The organism is Metabacillus mesotrionivorans (genome assembly GCF_052171315.1).
Lineage (GTDB): Bacteria > Bacillota > Bacilli > Bacillales > Bacillaceae > Bacillus_P.
In genome coordinates this window covers 192064-210499 of the sequence record NZ_JBQMFF010000003.1, presented here as the reverse complement: position 1 = coordinate 210499, position 18436 = coordinate 192064, and the positions used below count along the sequence as shown (strand labels likewise).

The window sequence follows — 18436 nt, the reverse complement described above, 5'->3', positions numbered from 1 at the left end:
TAGGGGGATTAAGATGACAGTAGAGACAACATTCAACCATGACTATGTCGCCGGTTTTTCAAAAGAACTTGGCGAACCGGAATGGCTAACAGAACTGCGCTTACAGGCTCTTGCAAAAGCTGAAGACCTTTCTATGCCAAAGCCGGATAAAACAAAGATTGACAAATGGAACTTCACTGAGTTTAAAACTCATGCAGTGAAAAGCGAAAAGCTTGCGTCACTTGACAGTCTGCATGAAGAAGTAAAATCTCTTATCGACCTTGAAGAAGAGAACAAAAATCTGTACGTCCAGCTAGATACAACACCTGCTTATTCATCTCTGTCACAGGAGCTGAAAGACCAGGGAGTAATCTTTACAGACATTCATACAGCTGCACGCGAGCATTCAGAGCTTGTTAAAAAATACTTTATGACAGACGGCGTAAAAGTCGATGAGCACCGCCTGACAGCATTGAATGCTGCCCTAATGAACGGCGGAGTGTTCGTATATGTGCCTGAAAATGTCGAAGTTGCTGCACCTCTTCAAGCTGTGTATGTTCACGAGAATCCGGCTACGACTCTTTTCAACCATGTAATCGTCGTAGCAGATAACAACAGTTCAGTAACGTATGTTGAGAACTATATCTCTGTAACAGAGACTGAAGGAGCCGTTTTTAACATCGTGACAGAAGTTTTCGCAAACTCAAACGCAAAAGTAACGTACGGTGCTGTTGATCACTTGAATAAAGGTGTTACAACCTATGTAAACCGCCGCGGTACTGCAGGACGAGATGGCCGCATCGAGTGGGCTCTTGGCTTGATGAACGACGGAAACACAATCTCTGAGAATACGACAAACCTGATGGGTGACGGATCTTACGGCGACACTAAATCAGTTGTAGTCGGCCGCGGATCCCAAACTCAGAACTTTACGACTAAAGTCATTCACTTCGGTAGAAACTCTGAAGGATATATCTTAAAACACGGTGTGATGAAAGACAGTGCTTCATCTGTCTTCAACGGCATCGGGAAAATCGAGCACGGTGCTTCAAAATCAAACGCTGAGCAGGAATCAAGAGTGCTTATGCTGAGTGAAAAAGCGCGCGGTGACGCTAACCCGATTCTTCTGATCGATGAAGATGATGTTACAGCAGGACACGCGGCTTCTGTTGGCCGTGTAGATCCTCTTCAGCTTTACTACCTGATGAGCCGCGGAATTCCGAAGGTTGAGGCAGAGCGCCTTGTCATTCATGGATTCTTAGCGCCGGTAGTCAACGTCCTTCCAATTGAAGGCGTTAAGAAACAGCTTGTTGAGGTTATCGAAAGGAAAGTTAAGTAATGAATATTCAAGATATCCGTTCACTTTTTCCGATTTTGGATCAGCAGGTAAATGGACAGAATCTTGTATATCTTGACAGTGCAGCGACTTCACAGAAGCCGCTGCCCGTCATTGAAGCGCTTGACCGCTATTACCGGGAGTACAATTCAAATGTGCACCGCGGCGTTCATACGCTTGGAACGAAGGCGACAGATGGATATGAAGGAGCCCGTGAAAAGGTCCGGAAATTTATTGGCGCTTCATCGATGGAAGAAATTATCTTCACGCGCGGAGCTACGACAGCTTTAAATACAGTTGCAGCGAGCTATGGGCGTGCGAATCTTAAGGCCGGGGATGAGATTGTCATCACCCACATGGAGCATCATGCGAATGTGATTCCATGGCAGCAGCTTGCCAAAGAAACGGGAGCTGTCCTTAAATACATCCCTCTTCAAGAAGACGGAACAATCTCCTTGGAGGATGCAAAAGCAACCATTACAGATGCGGCTAAAATTGTATCTGTGATGCAGGTTTCAAACGTGCTTGGAACCATTAACCCTATCAAAGAACTTGCAGAAATTGCGCACAGCAAAGGTGCAGTCATGGTCGTTGACGGTGCACAAAGTGCTCCTCATATGAAAATTGACGTGCAGGATCTGGATTGTGATTTCTTTGCTTTTTCTGCCCATAAAATGTGCGGTCCTACCGGCATCGGCGTTCTTTACGGGAAAAAAGCGCTGCTCGAGAAAATGGAACCGGTCGAATTCGGCGGCGAGATGATTGATTTTGTCGGCCTGTACGAATCTACGTGGAAAGAGCTTCCGTGGAAGTTCGAAGCCGGAACACCGATTATCGCCGGAGCAATCGGGCTTGGAGCTGCAATTGATTTCCTACTGGATATTGGTCTTGATAACATCGAAGCATACGAGCACAAGCTTGCAGACTATGCCCTCCAGCGCCTTTCAGAAGTTGAAGGGATTACGATTTACGGTCCAGAGCACCGCGCAGGACTTGTAACGTTCAATATAGAGGATGTTCATCCTCACGATGTGGCTACAGTGCTTGATGCAGAAGGCATTGCCGTGCGTGCCGGCCATCATTGCGCACAGCCCCTTATGAAATGGCTGAATGTTTCTTCCACTGCACGTGCAAGTTTTTACCTGTACAATACAGAAGAAGAAATCGATAAGCTTGTTGCAGGAATTGTTAAAACAAAGGAGTACTTTACAAATGTCTTTTAACAACCTGGACACCTTGTACCGTCAGGTCATCATGGATCATTACAAAAACCCGCGGAACAAAGGTGTACTCGAAGATAGCTTAACAATCGATATGAACAACCCTACATGCGGCGACCGTATCCGCCTTACCCTTCAAATTGAAGACGGCGAGATAAAAGATGCCAAGTTTGACGGGGAAGGCTGTTCCATTTCCATGTCCTCTGCTTCTATGATGACGCAGGCCATTAAAGGCCAGTCTGTTGAAACCGCGCTTAAACTGTCAAAAATTTTCTCTGATATGATGCAGGGAAAAGAATACGATGATGACATTGAACTTGAGGACATTGAGGCGCTTCAGGGTGTTGCGAAATTCCCTGCCCGCATTAAATGTGCAACTCTTGCGTGGAAGGCCATGGAAAAAGGCGTTCAAAACAGCTGAACAGGAAAACGGGCAGCTCAGGGCTTGCCCGCTCCTGCTTACAATGATGGAGAAACTTCCATCAACTATGATTGGAGTTGAATACGGATGGCTAAAAAAATGCCGGATATCGGCGATTATAAATATGGATTTGCAGACAAAGACGTCTCGATTTTCCGTTCAAAACGCGGATTGACAAAAGAAATCGTTGAAGAAATTTCACGTATGAAAAGCGAGCCTCAATGGATGCTTGATTTCCGCCTGAAATCTCTTGAGCATTTCTACAGCATGCCAATGCCTCAGTGGGGCGGAGACATGGCAGCTCTTAACTTTGATGAAATTACGTATTACGTAAAGCCGTCTGAGAAGTCGGAGCGCTCATGGGATGAGGTTCCAGAAGAAATCAAGCGTACGTTTGACAAACTTGGAATTCCGGAAGCTGAGCAAAAATACCTTGCAGGTGTATCAGCCCAGTACGAATCTGAGGTTGTTTACCACAACATGAAAGAAGACCTTGAAGACCTAGGCATCGTCTTTAAGGATACAGATACGGCCCTTAAAGAAAATGAAGACATCTTCAGAGAGCACTTTGGAAAAGTCATTCCTCCGACAGACAACAAGTTCTCTGCTTTGAACTCGGCTGTCTGGTCCGGCGGATCGTTCATCTACGTTCCTAAAGGCGTGAAAGTGGATACGCCGCTTCAAGCGTACTTCCGCATCAACTCTGAAAACATGGGTCAGTTTGAGCGTACACTGATCGTTGTTGATGAGGGTGCACACGTTCACTATGTTGAAGGCTGTACAGCACCAGTTTACACAACGAACTCACTTCACAGTGCCGTAGTTGAAATTATCGTTAAAGACGGCGGCTACTGCCGTTATACAACGATTCAAAACTGGGCAAACAACGTTTTCAACCTTGTAACTAAGCGTGCAGTCTGCGAAAAGAACGCAACGATGGAATGGATCGACGGAAACATCGGTTCTAAACTGACAATGAAATACCCTGCGGTCATCCTAAAAGGCGAAGGCGCACGCGGCATGACGCTGTCAATCGCTCTTGCAGGAAAAGGCCAGCATCAGGATGCCGGTGCAAAAATGATTCACCTTGCACCAAACACATCATCTACAATCGTGTCAAAATCAATCTCAAAACAAGGCGGTAAAGTAACATACCGCGGAATCGTCCACTTCGGCCGCAAAGCTGAAGGCGCACGCTCCAACATTGAGTGCGATACACTAATCATGGATAACCAGTCAACATCTGATACGATTCCTTACAACGAAATCTTCAACGATAACATCTCGCTTGAGCATGAAGCGAAGGTTTCGAAAGTATCAGAAGAACAATTATTCTACTTGATGAGCCGCGGAATTTCAGAAGAAGAAGCAACTGAAATGATTGTTATGGGCTTCATCGAGCCATTCACAAAAGAACTTCCAATGGAATATGCCGTTGAAATGAACCGTCTGATTAAGTTCGAGATGGAAGGTTCAATCGGTTAATAGAAACGGAAAAAGCTCGCCTTTTAAAGGCGGGCTTTTTGTTTAGCTTTTTGAATGGAACTAAAGGTACAAGTGTTTTAAAACTGGGCTTAGCGCACTTGGGCGAAGTGCGGCATCAGAGAAAGTGTTCTAAACCGTGATAAGCGCACTTAGTCGAAGCGCAGCATGCGTGAAAGTGTTCTTAAACGAGGATAAGCGCACTTAATCGAAGAGCAGCATGCGTGAAAGTGTTCTTAAACGAGGCTAAGCGCACTTAGGCGAAGCGCATAATCCGAGAAAGTGTTCTTCAACTAGGCTAAGCGCACTTAGGCGAAGCGCATTATCCGAGAAAGTGTTCTTAAACCAGGCTAAGCGCACTTAGGCGAAGTGCAGCCCCCGTGAAAGTGTTCTTAAACCAATATAAGCGCACTTAGGCGAAGCACATCATCCGAGAAAGTGTTCTTAAACCAGGATAAGCGCACTTAGGCGAAGTGCTGCACCCATGAAAGTGTTCTAAAACCAGCTCACGTATATTTCACAGTATTCCAACCCCTAATCAGCTCTCCCAATAAGCAGCAAAGACCATCCAGCATGAAAATTTCTCCTCCATGTAGTATCATAAAAGAACTGATACGTACGAAAAGGAGGCTGAACGCAGATTGATCTATATTGGACTGACGGGCTGGGGAGACCATGATGCCCTGTTCCCTAACGGAATTGCAGCAGGAGAGAAACTGAAGGAGTACTCGGCCCATTTTCCGGCAGTTGAAGTGGATGCGAGCTTTTATGCGGTTCAGCCTGTAAGAAATGCAGAAAAGTGGGTGAGTGATACTCCTGAGTCATTCAAATTTATAGTAAAAGCTTATCAGGGGATGACTGGCCATCAGCGCGGGGACATTCCCTTTGATTCAAAAGAAGAGATGTTCGCGGCTTTTCTCCGTTCTATTGAACCCTACATACGAGCGGGAAAGCTTGCAATGGTGCTTTTTCAGTTTCCGCCGTGGTTTGACTGCAAAAAGGAGAATGTGACCTATTTAAGATGGTGCCGCGAGCAAATGGGAGACGTTCCGGTTGCTCTTGAGTTCAGGCATCAGTCATGGTTTATTCCGGAAACACGAGAAAAAACGCTCTCTTTTATGCGGCATGAAAAGTGGATCCACAGCATTTGCGATGAGCCTCAGGCCGGCAGCGGATCGGTTCCGGCTGTCGTTAAGGCAACGGACTCAGGCAAAACCCTGATCAGGATGCACGGCAGAAATGTTCATGGCTGGACGAAGCCTGCCAAAGGGGAAGAGTGGCGGGAAGTGAGATATTTATACAGGTACAATGAGCTCGAGCTGAATCAATGGGCTGAATCTATTGAAAAACTAAAAGAGGAAACAGAAGATATTTTTCTCCTCTTTAATAATAATTCCGGCGGAGATGCAGCTGATAATGCGAAGCAGATGCAAAAGCTGATGAACATTGACTATGAGGGTCTCGCGCCAAGGCAGCTGGACTTGTTCAGCGGAGAATAGAAAGAGGCGGGTTGTTTAGATGGAATGGATTTTCCTTATTTTCATAGGCTTTATAGCAGGTACAATCGGCAGTCTTGTCGGTCTTGGGGGAGGCATTATTGTCGTTCCGGCCATGCTGTTTTCATCAGGATTTTTTACGATTTTTGAAGGGGTTTCCCCTCAGACAGCGGTCGGCACTTCGCTCCTTGTTGTCATTTTCACGGGCCTTTCCTCTACACTCGCCTATATGAAAAAGAAAAAAGTGGATTACAGGAGCGGACTGATCTTCTTTATCGGAAGCGGGCCCGGAGGAATCATTGGAGCTTATGTGAATCAATATTTAAACACGGATTCTTTTTCCCTGTATTTTGGTTTATTCATGATTTTCGTGTCTGTTTTGCTGATGTTCAGGGACAGACTCAAGCCGAGTGCGAGACAGCCAGGCGAAAAAGAGATTGTCCGTACATATAAAGATGAACAAGGTGAAGACGGATTCTATTTTTATAAGCCTGTTCCGGCCATCATCATTTCATTTGGCGTCGGTTTTTTGTCCGGTCTTTTTGGCATTGGCGGCGGTGCCCTGATGGTGCCTGCGATGATTCTTCTCTTTTTCTTCCCGGCCCATATTGCTGTTGCAACGTCTATGTTTATTATTTTTCTCTCTGGCCTGTCAAGCTCGGTTATGCATGCGGCACTTGGAAATATAAACTGGCTGTTTGCACTTGCTTTAATACCGGGCGCCTGGGCAGGGGGAAAAGCCGGTGCGCTGATTGCCTCAAAGCTTTCTGGAAAAGCGCTCATCAGTCTGCTGCGGATTGTCTTGATCCTTGCGGGACTTAAACTGATTTATGAAGGTGTTTTCTAGAATTGACACACCTTTTTGAAAAGGGGACTATTAATGGCTGAGACCATTCATTTATATCATACAAACGATTTGCACAGTTATTTTGAGAACTGGCCTAAGGTTGCTCACTACTTGAAGCGGATGAAACAAGACCATGCAGAACATGGAGAAGAGATGCTGCTTGTTGATGTCGGAGACCATCTTGACCGGGTACATCCAATTACGGAAGCTACGAATGGAAAGTCAAATGTAGAGCTTATGAATGACTTGGAGTATGACGCTGTGACCATCGGCAATAATGAGGGGATTACACTGCCGCATGATGCGCTGGATACTTTATATGACCGAGCAGCTTTTCCGGTCATTCTTTCAAATCTTTATACAGAGTCAGGGGAGCGTCCCCGCTGGGTGGAGCCTTTTAAAATCTTCTCTTTTGCAAACGGAACTAGAGCTGCCGTTCTTGGTGTCAGCGTCTTTTATGAAAAGTTTTATCAGCTTCTCGGATGGAAAGTAACGGATCCGTTTCAGAGCCTTCGCGAAACGCTGGAATTGATCAAAGACCAGGCGGATGTCATCATTTTGCTTTCTCATTTAGGGATTAATGACGATGAACTCCTGGCTGCGGAATTCCCTGAAATTGACGTCATTTTGGGTGCCCACACCCATCATGTTCTGGAAAAAGGGAAACTGGTGAACGGTGTGCTGCTCACTGGTGCAGGGAAAAACTGCAGCTTGATCGGTCATGTGGCATTATCAGTTGACGTAGGCACGCTTTTATCAAAAACAGCAACTGTCATTCCGGTTGAAGCAGAGCCGGAATGTGAAGTGGTGAAAACGTTTCTTGACGAGCAGAGAGAAAAAAGCGACAGCATTCTGTCAGAGGAAATAACTGTGCTGAAGCGGGATCTCACGCTTGATTGGTTTGGCCCATCTGATTTTACAGACCTCCTGGCAACAGCCGTTAAGGAGTGGTGCAAAGGCGATGTGAGCATGGTTAACGCCGGGCTGCTGCTTGAACCTTTACAAGCAGGCTCAGTGACGAGAAAAGACCTGCACAGGATCTGCCCGCATCCAATCAATCCCTGCAAAGTGCAGTTAAAGGGAGATGTCCTGAAAGAAGTGATTGCAGAATCACGGACGGAAAAAATCGAACAGCTAAGATTGAAGGGGCTTGGATTCAGGGGGAAAGTAATGGGACAGATGATTTTTGACGGAATCGAGGTCCGCAGTGAGCAGAAATCAGACGGTTTAAAGCACATTACAGGCATCCTTATACAAGGAGAACCGCTTGATCCCGACCGCACATATGAGGTTGCGACAGTGGATATGTTCACTCTGGGTGTGCTGTACCCTTCCATTTACCATGCAGAAAAGAAAACCTATTACATGCCTGAAATGCTGCGTGATGTCCTTGCCTGGAAGCTGAAACAGGGACATTCGTACAAGAATGCCTAGTTTTCACACTCAATGCCTTCTGCCTTCATAAATTACAGAAGGAAGGGAGTGTGAAAGAACGATGGTATCCATGACACCTATTATGATTGGAAGTCATCAATTTACAGCTATTACGGTTGCTTTGCCTAAAACAAATTTCATGGCTGTTACAAGTGACAAAGGGTACATTATGTGCGGCGCACTCGATGTAGCGCTGCTGAATGAAAAACTGAAAGAGCGGGGAATAATTGCAGGCAGAGCAGTCGGCGTCCGGACGATCGAACAGCTTCTTGATGCTCCGCTTGAATCTATCACCTTTGAAGCCGAAAACCGCGGAATCCACGTAGGAATGAGCGGAAGAGATGCATTATTGAGAATGATCTGAGACGAACTGTATAAACAGCATGGTTCTAAATGATAACTTCAAAAAAATAGCGTACATCCCGCCTTGCATGCATAAATATAGCTTGTAAAGGGGGGATTTATTTATTGGCCAGATTCCGCAGCCGTCCTCATAAAAAGGGGCCGCTTCCTTTCAGATATGTTTTCCTGCTTTCACTGGTCTTTTTTATTTTATCTACAGCTGCAGGGCTGTGGATTGTTAATAAGGGAATTGAACCGACATTAATGACGGTGGCTGAAACCGAAACAAAACGGATTGCGACACTTGTCATTCAGAATGCGATTAATAAAGATATTAAAGAAGATGTAGACGTAGAAGAAATGTTTGTCGTGGATACAGATGAAAAAGGAAATGTAACGACGATTGATTTTAACGCCAAATTTGTCAGAAGTGTTCTTGCTAAGACAACCGATAAAATTCAGGCAAATTTAAGAGAAGCATCAAAAGGGAATATTGACGCACTCGAACTCCCTGAGGGTGAGCATCTTACAAAAGATAAACAGGGCGAGGGAATCATCTACTCGATTCCGCTTGGCCAGGCAACGAATAATGCCCTGATTGGGAACCTCGGTCCGAAAGTGCCTGTCCGCTTTTACGTTGTCGGTGAGGTTCAGACTGACGTGAAAGAAACAATTCAGCAGTATGGCATTAACAATGCCCTGATTGAAATAGCTGTTGAAATTGAGGTGAATGTCGAGGTAGTGATTCCGTTCTCAACAAAAACGGCTACTGTGAAAAACAATATTCCTATCGCCATCAAGGCTGTCCAGGGACAGGTGCCAAGCTATTACAACGGGGGCGGCGGAAGCTCTCCTCCTGCGCTTGATGTGCCGGTTGAATCCGGCGGAAATTAACATTTTGTAAAAAATAGTAAAAAGGCAGAGTTCATGCGGACTCTGCTTTTTTTTGAGAGAAAATATGACAGATTTATCATCTTAAAATAACAAATTTTAAAAATCATTTTGACTTAGGCATAATGTCCGATTATACTATGTATAGTTATACTGAAATATCAGAAAATAATAAAAATTATTATTCTTCCGAATACGAAAGAAGAGGATAAAGGGGGCTTTACACGAATGGATAATCGTCCACAGTGGGGAACAAGGGCAGGCTTTATTTTAGCGGCTGTCGGATCAGCAATCGGACTTGGAAACATCTGGCGTTTTCCTGGAGTTGCATACGAAAATGGCGGAGGATCCTTTTTCATCCCGTACCTTTTCGCGTTGCTGACAGCAGGTATTCCCCTGCTTGTAATGGAATTTACTCTCGGTCATAAGTACCGCGGATCTGCACCTTTAACGTATGCACGATTAAGCAAAAAGTTTGAATGGCTCGGATGGTGGCAGGTCGGAATAGCATTTGTCATTTCTACTTATTATTCTGTTATAATCGCATGGGCCATTTCATACAGCGGTTTTTCATTGAATCTCGCCTGGGGAGATGATACGGAAGGTTTCCTGTTTGGGGACTATCTTCAGGCAGCAGCTCCAGGTGAACTCGGCGGTTTCGCACCAGGTGTGCTTCTGCCGCTGCTGATCACGTGGGTTGTAACTCTCGGCGTTTTGTTTGCAGGCGTTAAAAAAGGAATTGAACGTGCAAATAAGATTTTCATTCCAACACTTGTGGTCTTATTCTTAATTATCGTAATCCGTGCATTAACGCTTGATGGTGCAGCTCAGGGTCTTGAAGCATTCTTTAAGCCTAACTGGGATATGATGTTAAACGGAAAGGTCTGGATCGCAGCATACGGACAGATTTTCTTCAGTTTATCGATTGGATTTGCCATTATGGTTACGTACTCGAGCTATCTTCCTAAGAAATCGGATATAACAAATAATGCGTTCATCACCGGCTTCGGAAACTCTGCATTTGAGCTTCTTGCCGGAATCGGGGTTTTCAGTGCACTTGGGTTTATGGCGATGCAGCAGGGGGTTCCGGTAAATGAAGTCGTTTCAAAAGGAATCGGACTTGCATTTGTGGTTTTCCCGCAAATTATCAATGAATTCCCGGCATTCAACGGACTGTTTGGTTTCTTGTTCTTCGCTTCATTAACACTTGCGGGATTAACCTCACTGATTTCTATTGTTGAGACATTTGTAGCAGGGGTACAGGACAAATTTAAGATTTCAAGAACGAAAGCTGTTGCGATTGGGGGAGGAATTTCAGCTGTTATTTCTCTGCTTTTCGCAACAAGAGGCGGCATCAACTTCCTTGATGTAGCGGATGAGTTTATCAACAGCTTTGGTGTAACACTTGCAGGATTTGTGGAAGTCATTGTTGTTATCTGGGTTCTTAAAAAGGCCACAGCTCTGCAGCAGCATGCCAATCAAATTTCTGACATTCAGTTAGGTTCCTGGTGGAAGGTCTGTTTAGGAGTCATCACTCCAATCGTCCTTGGCTACATGATGATTGACAAACTCAGAGCTGAGCCATACGGCGGAGGAGCTTACTCCGGCGAATTCCTTCTGTACTCAGGCTGGCTCGTTGCAGCTGGAGCATTAATCGCAGGTATTCTGTTCTCCTTTATTTCATGGAAGAAGGATACAATTGAGCTGCCGGCTGATAAGGAGGTATCACGCTGATGAGCGGTGGAGCTATTACAATGATGATTATCGGTATTGTTGTCATTTGGGGAGGTCTTGCAGCGAGCATTGCACATGCAGTTGTGAAGGCCAAAAAGTCATAAAATGTTCGGGCCAGTCCTTAAAAGGGCTGGCCCGTTTCTTATTTACGCTTTCTGTACTCGGCGCGTTCCCAAACCTTGAGCTGCGGAAAAGGATCATACGACCATTCTGTTCGTCCATTGTCCTTGTACATTCCGTAGTGAAGGTGCGGGGGAAACTTGCCGGATGTGCCTGGAGGGCCGTAGCCTGAGCTTCCTACAGAACCGATGAGCTGGCCGGGTTCAACAATCTGCCCCACTTCAAGACCGTCTGCAAACCCATTTAAATGAGCAAAATAGTGATACGTATTGGTGCTGTCGCGAATGCCGAGTCTCCAGCCGCCAAACATGTTCCACCCTTTCATTTCAATGATGCCATAGCAGGTGGAACGAACAGGAACACCATAATTTGCAAAAATGTCGGTTCCTTCATGAATCCTTCTGCCGCCCCATCCGCGGGCATCTCCCCAAGTGTTTTTGTAACTGTAATTAAATCTGATGGGAACCGGGAACGCATGCTGATCCAGATCCAGCCGGCCGTATTTTTTGAAAAGCTTCATATGCCCTGAAATTAAACCGATGGATTTATCGCGCTGGTAATAATCCCAAAGCCCGATTTTAATGTTTTCAAAATCAGTTCCATACGAAAGGAGATAATCGGCAAAGGATAAAAGAACATCTTCATCATTTTCGGGATCTGCTCTTCCGTCTCCATTTCCGTCAATGCCAAGCCCGCCAAACAGGGCAATGCTTGCCGGGTTTGTGTCAGACTGATTTGGATTTTGGATGCCGGCCCATAATTCTGGACGAATATAAATGCCAATTACGCCCTTCGCTTTCGGAATATCACTGCGTGTTCTTCTTACATTGCGCTCATATTGATCAACAGAGGCCAGCACATACCAGGGAATCTGAGTAATGGTCTCTGCATTTTTAAACAGAATCATTCTCTCCTGATTGATTTGTTCTGTGCTTTTCTCTGATCCAAGGACAGAATGCGGCTGAATAAAGCAAAGAAAACATACACTAAACAGGGTCAACATTTTTCTCACATTACCGGTCTCCTTTACCCAATTTCATAACCTTAGTTTGGTGTTTCAGGAAGAATTCATATGTAGAAAATGTTAGTAATTGATCCAATCTCTATCCTTGTAGAACCGCACTCTGTTATGTTAAAGTGACAAGTGTACGTTTTAAGCGAATATTCCTTTTTTCCTGATTATTTTGCCTAGAGAAACCTGACTATACATACTGGAGATGATTCAGATGGCTAAGAAAGAAGAATACCTGAGAAAGCCTGACTGGCTAAAAATAAAACTGAACACCAATGAAAATTACACAGGCCTTAAAAAAATGATGCGCGAAAATAATCTTCATACCGTTTGTGAAGAGGCAAAATGCCCGAACATCCACGAATGCTGGGCTGTGCGAAGAACGGCGACGTTCATGATCCTCGGGGACGTTTGTACCCGTGCATGCCGTTTCTGTGCGGTCAAAACAGGTCTTCCAAACGATCTTGATCTTAAGGAGCCGGAACGAGTAGCTGATTCAGTTGCCCTTATGAATTTAAAGCACGCAGTCATTACAGCGGTTGCACGAGATGACCTCCGCGATGGCGGTGCCAATGTATTCGCTGAGACGGTCCGCGCTGTCCGCCGCAAAAATCCGTTCACTTCAATTGAAGTTCTTCCATCAGATATGGGCGGAGTGGAAGAAAACCTTAAAATTCTTATGGACGCAAGACCTGATATTCTAAACCATAACATTGAGACGGTTAAACGCCTTACTCCAAGAGTCAGAGCCCGCGCCAAATACGACCGCTCCCTTGAATTTCTCCGCCGTGCAAAAGAAATGCAGCCTGATATCCCGACTAAATCAAGTCTGATGATCGGCCTTGGAGAAACAAAAGAAGAGATTATTGAAACAATGGATGATCTTCGCGCTAACAATGTAGATATTATGACAATCGGCCAGTATCTCCAGCCATCCAAAAAGCATCTTAAAGTCATCAAATACTACACGCCGGAAGAATTCGCAGAACTCCGCGAAATCGCCATGAGCAAAGGCTTCAGCCACTGTGAGGCAGGACCGCTTGTAAGGTCTTCTTATCATGCAGATGAGCAGGTCAACGCTGCAACGAAAGCGAGACAGGCTCAGGCTTAACAGCAAAAAAAACCCGCATTGCTGCGGGTTTTTTCTGTCTGTCGGGGCTAAACGGACGAATCCGCTTTTCTCATTGTCCAGCTGCATCAGCCAACTCCTCTGTCAGAACAAAATCACCAAAAAAGTCAAAACCGGACTTTTTTGGTGATTTCTTATCTGCCTATCGGAGCTAAACGGCTGATTCCGCTTTTCTATTTATCCTTCATGTCCTCATCAAGTTCTTCGTTTGTTTCCCCGTAGCCTTCACCATTAGGGTTTTCGCCGGTGTTGAGCTTACGTCCCTGAGGGGATTTGAGCATTTCTTTGATTGTGCTGTTGATGATTTCGTCAATGTCACGGCTGTTGGCATCAAGGCCAGAATAGCCTTCAATTTGCTTGATCATCCCCGGCTGGTCTGAGACATAGACATGATAATACCTTGGAATGGCGGATATTGCTGATTTCTTGACCATATCAGCGGTTTCAAATCGATCTCTGTTTTTCTCCGCCTCATAGGCAATTAATACTTCTTCATCTGTTACAAGTGTTGCGGCATCCTCTACACCAGGCAGCTGGATCACAAGGTCTGATATCACATTTGCCAGCTGCTCATGGTCGATTCCGGGAACTTTGTTGTAGTCAATATCTCTGGCGAGGTTGCTTTTTTCGTGACGGACATACCCAAAGTTTGAAGTTGTGTTCTTCTCCCCTTTTTTCATCCCGTCTTCGTTGTACAATTCGTTGCGGTCGTTGACATTGACCGTATTTCCGCTTTCTTCAAAAAGGTCGTTTTCACTAGCTGTATTCTGGCATCCCGTGATGATGGCCATCCCGATTATGGATGCCGTGAACGCGATTTTCTTCATCGCAAACACCTCCGTAACCTTAGGTTTGCCAAAACATATCCAAACTTTCTTAGCAATTGATGGGGAAATCGATTATGATAGTAAATAATGCGGTTGAGAGGTGATAGTTGTGATAACTGTTCAAAATCATACTTTTGAATTGATTAAGGACGAGCGAAACGGCTTTAATGAAGAAGCATTCAAAGCGCGCTACTCTGAGATCCTGAACAAGTACGATTACATCGTGGGGGATTGGGGCTATAATCAGCTCAGGCTGAAAGGCTTTTTTGATGATCAGAACCAAAAAGCTTCCTATGACACGAAAATCAGCACGCTTGACGAGTACATATTTGAGTACTGTAATTTCGGCTGTGCGCATTTCGTTTTGAAACGAATAAAGAAATAAGCCGCTGCGTATAACAGCGGCTTGTATTTTTTCTATTTGGCTGTATAGGGAGGCTCTTCATTTTTCTCCGGATCATCATGAGTCGGATGTGCTCCGGGATACTGCCTTGGCAGATTCTGATGAAGAGATTTGAACTCATAGTTAAACGCACTGTAATAGCGCTGGCCTTCTTTCCACTCCGAGCTTTTATTCTCTACGGGCGTATTCTTTCCTCTTGGAGCGCCGTAAGGGCCTTCCGGCGTAATTTCCGGCAGGATGAAATTACGCATGCTTTCCACATTCGAAAAATCCGTATACTCCCGTTTTTCTTTATCATCCATTCAAATCACCTGCTTTTTTTCTTATTGTGCAAAAGCAGGGCACATCTTAATCAGACAATTTCATACAGAAATTCTCTGAGTTCATTTGCCTCATTTTCATCAAGGCCGTAAGCATGTTCAATATAACCCGGCTCATTCAAATCATCTTCGCCGATAATGGCAAAGCGGCTGCTGAGCAGGTTCAGGACAAGGTGCTTCCCGTAATAGCGGTCGGATCTGACAATCGCCAGGTCAAACCGGCTGTTCTCTCCCATAAAGCTGACAAATCGTGTCTTTGTTTCAACCGTATCATCATATAAAAAAAATCGTTCAGACATCCGTAAATCCCCTCTCATGTTTCTTTGTCCCTTAATAATAGCAGACGTCATCCAATCCTGAAACAAAGTGCTGTGAATGTGGTAAAATAAAAGCATTCAACTGTGCTGGGAGTGTAATGTGATGTATTTTGTCGACCGTGAAAAGATAGAAGAAACGCTTGTTTATTATGAGAAAAACCTGACTATTTTTTCTGAGCAGAAGAACTGGAACGCTGACCTTGAATTGAAAGCGCTTGAACGGCTAGCCCACATGCTGATTGAAGCGATTTTAGATACAGGCAATGCCATCATTGACGGATTTATCATGCGTGACCCCGGGAGCTATGAAGACATAATCGATATTATGCTCGACGAAAAAGTAATCGGGGCTGATGAAGCAGACGGTCTCAAAGCAGTGATCGGCTTCCGTAAACAGCTGGTGCAGGAATACCTGGGGATTAACCATGGGGAATTAACACACTGCCTGAAGGAGCATGCAGACGTGCTAGCTTCGTTTCCGGCTCGCGTAAGAACCTATCTGGAAAATGAACTCGGACCCGTATCTGCTTTTAGACATTAACAAACGGGCGGATTATAATGAAGAGACGCAATGATGATATTGCGTCTTATTTTTTATATACAGGGAGTGCACTCACTTTGAAAACATACAACGGCTACTTAATTGACCTCGATGGAACGATGTACCGCGGCAAAGAGCGGATTGAAGAAGCAAGCGACTTTATCAAATTGCTGATTGAGAAAAAGATTCCCTATCTGTTTGTGACCAACAATTCATCAAGAACACCAAAGCAGGTAGCAGAAAAGCTCAACACGTTTGACATTCCTGCAAGTGAAGATAAAGTGTTTACAACAAGCCAGGCAACTGCCAATTTTATCTGGGAGAAAAAACCGGATGCATCCGTATATGTCATCGGTGAAGAGGGAATTCAAAAAGCTCTCATTGAACGCGGTCTCAAGCTTGTAGATGAAAACCCTGATTTTGTAGTATCGGGAATTGACAGGGAAATCACTTATGAGAAACTTGCTCTCGGCTGCATTGCCGTCCGCAATGGTGCGACGTTCATCTCTACAAACGGGGACATTGCGATTCCGACAGAACGCGGCCTTTTGCCTGGCAACGGTTCTCTCACGTCTGTCATCGCTGTCAGCACAACTGTAGATCCAATCTTTATCGGCAAGCCTGAAAGCATTATTATGGAGCAGGCATTGAAAGTGCTCGGCACAAAACCTGAGGAAACGCTGATGGTAGGGGACAACTATGACACAGATATAAAAGCCGGGATGAATACAGGTCTCGATACCCTGCTTGTCCATACTGGCGTAACACTGCGGGAGCATCTTTTGAATTATGATGAAAAGCCGACCTATACGGTAGATTCTCTTTCTGAGTGGTTTGATAAAATATAAGACAGCCAACGATAAAAAGCTGCATCCTATTCTGTGGATGCAGCTTTTTGTGTGCTCACTCTGTATTTTTCGCCCTATGAGCCAGTCTGCTTGAGGCGGCGGCAGCGATAGCTCCAACGATGTCATCAAGGTAGGTATGGACCATGCCGGATGATTTATCGTTCAGGAATTTAAGGATGCCCGGTTTTTCTTTATCAATGTATCCGTAGTTGGTGAATCCTATTGACCCGTAGATGTTGACGATTGAGAGCGCGATGATTTCATCAACCCCGTACAGGCTTTCGTCACTTTCGATGATGGCTTGCAGGGGTTCTTCAAGCATTTTCTTTTCAGCAAGGATATCTAATTGAATGCCTGTAAGGATGGCATTTTGAACTTCGCGTTTTGCAAGGACTCGATCTATATTTTCCAAACATTGATCGATTGTTAATGAAGGATGATATTTGACTTGCAGGAAATATACGAGTTCTGCGATGTCATTTAGTGTTACTCCGCGGTCTGTTAGCCATTGACGTGCTGTTTTTTCGACTATGTCCATCTGTTCTTTATCTTTCATCCATTTCACCCAATCTTTTTTACCATTTTACGCAAATGGCTCTCTTAGTGTGTAACGAAATTGACAATCATTAAAAAGTGTTTAACTGCAGGGCCAAATTATACATAAATCGGCTAAGTTGCGATTACGATAGGATAAGGACTTTTTATACATGGGGGAGAATCTGGTGGAAAAAATGATTCGGGAACAGTACGGGCTTAGAATTGGAGAGACATTCCGGGTAGGTCACTACGATGCGTTTTCGCATCATCAGCATGTGTATTTAATTGTGCCGGTTTCCCACTATGAAGATGAAGAGCTTTATGAGCTTTATCATATGAGCCAGTACCTGCTTGAGCGGGGAGATCCGTTCGTGGCCGTCTTTTTGCTGACAAAACAGGGGAATTTGTATATAGAATGGGAAAAACGGAAATACGGCATTCTGAAAACATCTTATGTGCAGGGCGAGCGGGTGTTTCAGGTGGGCAGAGAGCTTGCGCGTTTTCATCAGAAGGCGAGAAGCTATCCGTACCAAGTGTCTAAAATCAGCCGGATCGGGCAGTGGAAAAATCTTTGGGAAAAGCGGACAGATCAGCTGGAAGGCTTCTGGAGGGGAAAGGTGAATTCCCAGCCGCTTGATTCATTTGAGAAGATGTTTGCTGAATCGTTTCCATATTATATGGGGATTGCGGAGAATGCCATTCAGTATTTGGTCGACACAGAGCTTGATGATGAGCCGCAGCCGATCGATTCTGCCACAGTATGCCACAATCGCTTTTATTCCCATACGTGGAGGTCGTCAGGTCTGGTGAAGGTTCCTACAGACTGGGTGTTTGATCATTGCAGCAGGGATATTGCGGAATACTTGAGGAACCAGTTTTTTGAGGAACCTGAGTTGCTCCGTCAGGATGGTTTTCAGTTTTTAGAGGACTATGACAGGACAACGCCGCTTTCGCCTTTTTCCTGGAGGCTGATCTACAGCAGGCTGCTGCTTCCGATTCATTATTTCGAGTGCATTGAAGATTATTACTTATCTGCTGAAACGGATAAGCCTTATTATGAGGCGAAGCTTGCAGATATGCTGAAAAACTCTTCAAGATACGAAGGATTCCTGAAATCCTATGAACAGCTTTTGTCTATGAGAACGAAAAAAATTTATTTGCCCTCCATTCACTGGCTGTAGGCTTATTTCCTCCCTCTCA

At 44.9% G+C, this 18436-nt stretch carries 21 protein-coding genes; 16 read left to right on the top strand and 5 right to left on the bottom strand.

All coding sequences use genetic code 11. The features are described from left to right. Nucleotides 1–13 precede the first annotated feature (13 nt). From sufD to ACTSEZ_RS10930, 11 genes are all read left to right on the top strand, one after another. On the top strand, nt 14–1318 hold the full coding sequence (gene sufD / locus ACTSEZ_RS10980) for a Fe-S cluster assembly protein SufD (RefSeq protein ID WP_369734255.1): 1305 nt from the start codon (nt 14–16) through the stop codon (nt 1316–1318). Further along, nucleotides 1318–2538 carry a cysteine desulfurase gene (locus tag ACTSEZ_RS10975; RefSeq protein ID WP_369734254.1) on the top strand — a complete coding sequence of 407 codons (1221 nt, stop codon included), beginning with the start codon at nt 1318–1320 and terminating at the stop codon, nt 2536–2538. The genes sufD and ACTSEZ_RS10975 overlap by 1 nt, the downstream gene beginning before the upstream one ends. Then, on the top strand, nt 2528–2956 hold the full coding sequence (sufU, locus tag ACTSEZ_RS10970) for a Fe-S cluster assembly sulfur transfer protein SufU (protein WP_029284207.1): 429 nt from the start codon (nt 2528–2530) through the stop codon (nt 2954–2956). The genes ACTSEZ_RS10975 and sufU overlap by 11 nt, the downstream gene beginning before the upstream one ends. A gap of 87 nt (nt 2957–3043) precedes the next feature. Then, nucleotides 3044–4441, top strand: a complete 1398-nt coding sequence (gene sufB / locus ACTSEZ_RS10965; protein ID WP_029284205.1) for a Fe-S cluster assembly protein SufB — start codon at nt 3044–3046, stop codon at nt 4439–4441. A gap of 638 nt (nt 4442–5079) precedes the next feature. After that, nucleotides 5080–5937 (top strand): DUF72 domain-containing protein, encoded by an 858-nt coding sequence (locus ACTSEZ_RS10960; protein ID WP_369734253.1) that lies wholly within the window; start codon nt 5080–5082, stop codon nt 5935–5937. A 19-nt stretch (nt 5938–5956) separates the two neighbouring features. Continuing rightward, entirely contained in the window at nt 5957–6781 is an 825-nt protein-coding gene (locus ACTSEZ_RS10955; RefSeq protein WP_369734252.1) for a sulfite exporter TauE/SafE family protein, read from the top strand. A gap of 33 nt (nt 6782–6814) precedes the next feature. After that, the gene (locus tag ACTSEZ_RS10950; protein WP_369734251.1) at nt 6815–8215 is read left to right on the top strand and encodes a bifunctional metallophosphatase/5'-nucleotidase; all 1401 of its coding nucleotides are present in this window, start codon (nt 6815–6817) and stop codon (nt 8213–8215) included. A gap of 61 nt (nt 8216–8276) precedes the next feature. After that, nucleotides 8277–8579 (top strand): YunC family protein, encoded by a 303-nt coding sequence (locus ACTSEZ_RS10945; protein WP_369734250.1) that lies wholly within the window; start codon nt 8277–8279, stop codon nt 8577–8579. Between the two features lie 104 nt (nt 8580–8683). After that, complete coding sequence (yunB, locus tag ACTSEZ_RS10940) at nt 8684–9451, top strand: sporulation protein YunB (RefSeq protein ID WP_369734249.1); 768 nt, start codon at nt 8684–8686, stop codon at nt 9449–9451. Nucleotides 9452–9676: 225 nt separating this feature from the next. Next, nucleotides 9677–11182 carry a sodium-dependent transporter gene (locus tag ACTSEZ_RS10935; protein ID WP_369734248.1) on the top strand — a complete coding sequence of 502 codons (1506 nt, stop codon included), beginning with the start codon at nt 9677–9679 and terminating at the stop codon, nt 11180–11182. Continuing rightward, nucleotides 11182–11286 (top strand): methionine/alanine import family NSS transporter small subunit, encoded by a 105-nt coding sequence (locus ACTSEZ_RS10930; protein ID WP_369734247.1) that lies wholly within the window; start codon nt 11182–11184, stop codon nt 11284–11286. The genes ACTSEZ_RS10935 and ACTSEZ_RS10930 overlap by 1 nt, the downstream gene beginning before the upstream one ends. A 38-nt stretch (nt 11287–11324) precedes the next feature. Here ACTSEZ_RS10930 and ACTSEZ_RS10925 read toward each other — a convergent pair whose 3' ends face one another. After that, nucleotides 11325–12305 (bottom strand): M23 family metallopeptidase, encoded by a 981-nt coding sequence (locus tag ACTSEZ_RS10925; RefSeq protein ID WP_369734483.1) that lies wholly within the window; start codon nt 12303–12305, stop codon nt 11325–11327. 223 nt (nt 12306–12528) lie between these two features. Here ACTSEZ_RS10925 and lipA point away from each other — a divergent pair, with 223 nt between their 5' ends. Next, on the top strand, nt 12529–13425 hold the full coding sequence (lipA, locus tag ACTSEZ_RS10920) for a lipoyl synthase (protein WP_369734246.1): 897 nt from the start codon (nt 12529–12531) through the stop codon (nt 13423–13425). A gap of 191 nt (nt 13426–13616) precedes the next feature. Here the strand turns inward: lipA and ACTSEZ_RS10915 are convergent, their stop codons facing one another. Continuing rightward, nucleotides 13617–14270, bottom strand: coding sequence for a YhcN/YlaJ family sporulation lipoprotein (locus ACTSEZ_RS10915; RefSeq protein ID WP_369734245.1), 654 nt, complete (start codon nt 14268–14270; stop codon nt 13617–13619). Nucleotides 14271–14379: 109 nt separating this feature from the next. Here ACTSEZ_RS10915 and ACTSEZ_RS10910 point away from each other — a divergent pair, with 109 nt between their 5' ends. Then, a complete protein-coding gene (locus tag ACTSEZ_RS10910) occupies nt 14380–14655 on the top strand; it encodes a YutD family protein (protein WP_029284183.1) in 276 nt (91 codons plus the stop codon). A 32-nt stretch (nt 14656–14687) separates the two neighbouring features. On the opposite strand, the gene ACTSEZ_RS10905 is transcribed toward ACTSEZ_RS10910, so the two are convergent. Both ACTSEZ_RS10905 and ACTSEZ_RS10900 read right to left on the bottom strand, forming a co-directional pair. Continuing rightward, nucleotides 14688–14975, bottom strand: coding sequence for a hypothetical protein (locus ACTSEZ_RS10905; protein WP_029284181.1), 288 nt, complete (start codon nt 14973–14975; stop codon nt 14688–14690). Nucleotides 14976–15025: 50 nt separating this feature from the next. After that, the gene (locus ACTSEZ_RS10900; RefSeq protein ID WP_029284179.1) at nt 15026–15292 is read right to left on the bottom strand and encodes a DUF3055 domain-containing protein; all 267 of its coding nucleotides are present in this window, start codon (nt 15290–15292) and stop codon (nt 15026–15028) included. Between the two features lie 121 nt (nt 15293–15413). On the opposite strand from ACTSEZ_RS10900, the gene ACTSEZ_RS10895 reads away from it, so the two are divergent. Both ACTSEZ_RS10895 and nucF read left to right on the top strand, forming a co-directional pair. Continuing rightward, nucleotides 15414–15851 carry a DUF86 domain-containing protein gene (locus ACTSEZ_RS10895; RefSeq protein ID WP_369734244.1) on the top strand — a complete coding sequence of 146 codons (438 nt, stop codon included), beginning with the start codon at nt 15414–15416 and terminating at the stop codon, nt 15849–15851. A gap of 77 nt (nt 15852–15928) precedes the next feature. Further along, the gene (gene nucF, locus ACTSEZ_RS10890) at nt 15929–16699 is read left to right on the top strand and encodes a 5' nucleotidase NucF (protein ID WP_369734482.1); all 771 of its coding nucleotides are present in this window, start codon (nt 15929–15931) and stop codon (nt 16697–16699) included. A gap of 55 nt (nt 16700–16754) precedes the next feature. Here nucF and ACTSEZ_RS10885 read toward each other — a convergent pair whose 3' ends face one another. Next, nucleotides 16755–17255: a phosphatidylglycerophosphatase A family protein gene (locus ACTSEZ_RS10885; protein ID WP_029284173.1), complete on the bottom strand. Its 501-nt coding sequence runs from the start codon at nt 17253–17255 to the stop codon at nt 16755–16757. A 163-nt stretch (nt 17256–17418) separates the two neighbouring features. Between ACTSEZ_RS10885 and yutH the strand changes: the two genes are divergently transcribed. After that, complete coding sequence (gene yutH, locus ACTSEZ_RS10880; RefSeq protein WP_369734481.1) at nt 17419–18417, top strand: spore coat putative kinase YutH; 999 nt, start codon at nt 17419–17421, stop codon at nt 18415–18417. Nucleotides 18418–18436 lie beyond the last annotated feature (19 nt).